1 protein-coding gene is annotated in these 1,727 nt (G+C 52.6%); it reads right to left on the bottom strand.

The genetic code is table 11. From position 1 onward, the window contains the following. Positions 1-169: 169 nt before the first annotated feature. Complete coding sequence (locus AM231_RS18535) at positions 170-1,150, bottom strand: aldo/keto reductase (RefSeq protein ID WP_053491841.1); 981 nt, start codon at positions 1,148-1,150, stop codon at positions 170-172. Positions 1,151-1,727 lie beyond the last annotated feature (577 nt).

Genomic DNA, 1,727 nt, shown 5'->3' with positions numbered 1-1,727 from the left:
TGGAACCGCCTAGTGCGGACCCGCATGCTAGGTGGTGTGAGAGGACGGGGGTTAGTCACCCCCTCCTACTCGATTGAAATTATAATAGTCCAACTGTGTGCCGCCCCTTCATGAAGGGCGTCTTATCCCACAGCTTCCGGGTTAAACCGATGAGAACTTAAATAAAATTTTACCAGGCATAGGCTTGTGGGGCTGCTCCGCCCGGTCCCGGGAAGATTTCGTCCAGACGGTTCATTATGGATTCGTCTAGTTCAATTTCGAGTGCTTGCAGGGAACCTTCGAATTGCTCCAGCGTACGCGGTCCGATAATCGGTCCCGTAACGGCCGGGTTCTTCAGCACCCAAGCAAGAGCTACAGAATCCTGCGGTTCACCCAGCTCTTGGCAAAGCTCAGCGAACTGTTCCAGTTGTGATCGATATTTCTCGACACGCTCGGCATTTCCTCCGCTGCGCGAGCCCTCAATTTTCTTAAGTGCATTACGTCCCAGCAATCCCCCATCCAGCGGGCTCCAAGGAATCACACCAAGTCCGAGCTTCTGTGAGGCGGGGAGCACTTCGAGCTCAGGCAATCGGCAGGTCAAGCTGTACTTGTGCTGCTCGGAAACCAGGCCAAGGAAGTGACGGCTCTTGGCCGCGGCTTGTGCCTCGGCAATCTGCCAGCCTGCAAAATTGCTGGATCCGACATACCCGATTTTTCCTTGATGGACTGCTACTTCAAAAGCTCCCCACAGCTCGTCCCATGTAACAGCAGGATCCACGTGATGCATTTGATACAGCTCAATATGATCCGTTTGCAGACGCTGCAGTGATGCTTCGAGGTGCCGGCGCAGCTTATAACTCGACAGTCCCGCTTCATTGTTAGGACCATCCAGGGGATCATTCATGGAGCCATAGAACTTGGTCGCCAGTATGACCTTTTCGCGGCGGCCTCCGCCTTGCTTGAACCAGCGCCCGATGATGGTCTCGGTCAGCCCGGCGTTCTCGCCCCAGCCGTAGACGTTGGCGGTATCAAAGAAGTTGACGCCAGCATCAAGCGCCGTATCCATGATGCGAAAGGCTTCTTTCTCATCCGTGGCGGGGCCAAAATTCATCGTCCCCAGGCACAGACGACTTACTTGCATACCGGATTTACCTAGTGCAGTGTACAGCATAATCAATGATCACTCCTTGGGTCTTTTAGGATATAGGACAATTTCATCCCTATTGTAGCGCATTAGCGTAGAAAAATATAACAGAAGGCGTTCGGTAACGTTAATGTGGTTGTAATAAAAGTAACCCGCTTTGTTCTCCATAAAACGTAAGGAGAAGCGGGTGCAGGAAGTACAAGCAAGAAGCCGAATCAGAAGCGGTGGCAGGAAGCACAAGCAAGTAACAGAATCAGAAGTGAGTGCACGAAGCACGAAGCAAGTAGCAAGTAGCAGAATTAGGAGCAGGTGCTGATGCACGAAGCACAAGGAAGGAGCCGAATCAGAAGCGGGGGCAGGAGCACAAGCAAGTAACAGAATCAGAAGCGGGAGCAGGAAGCACAAGCAAGAAGCCGAATCAGAAGTCGGTGCAGGAAGCACAAGCAAGAAGCCGAATCAGAAGTCGGTGCAGGAAGCACGATGCAAGGAGGAGAATCAGGAGCAGAAGCAGGAAGCACAAGGAAGGAGCCGAATCAGAAGCGGGTGCACGAAGCACAAGCAAGTAGCAGAATCAGAAGTGAGTGCACGAAGCACAAGCAAGTAG

The organism is Paenibacillus solani (assembly GCF_001277345.1).
Taxonomy (GTDB): Bacteria; Bacillota; Bacilli; order Paenibacillales; family Paenibacillaceae; genus Paenibacillus_AQ; species Paenibacillus_AQ solani.
Note: the sequence above shows the minus strand (reverse complement) of the source record. Positions and strands in the feature narration are given on the sequence as shown.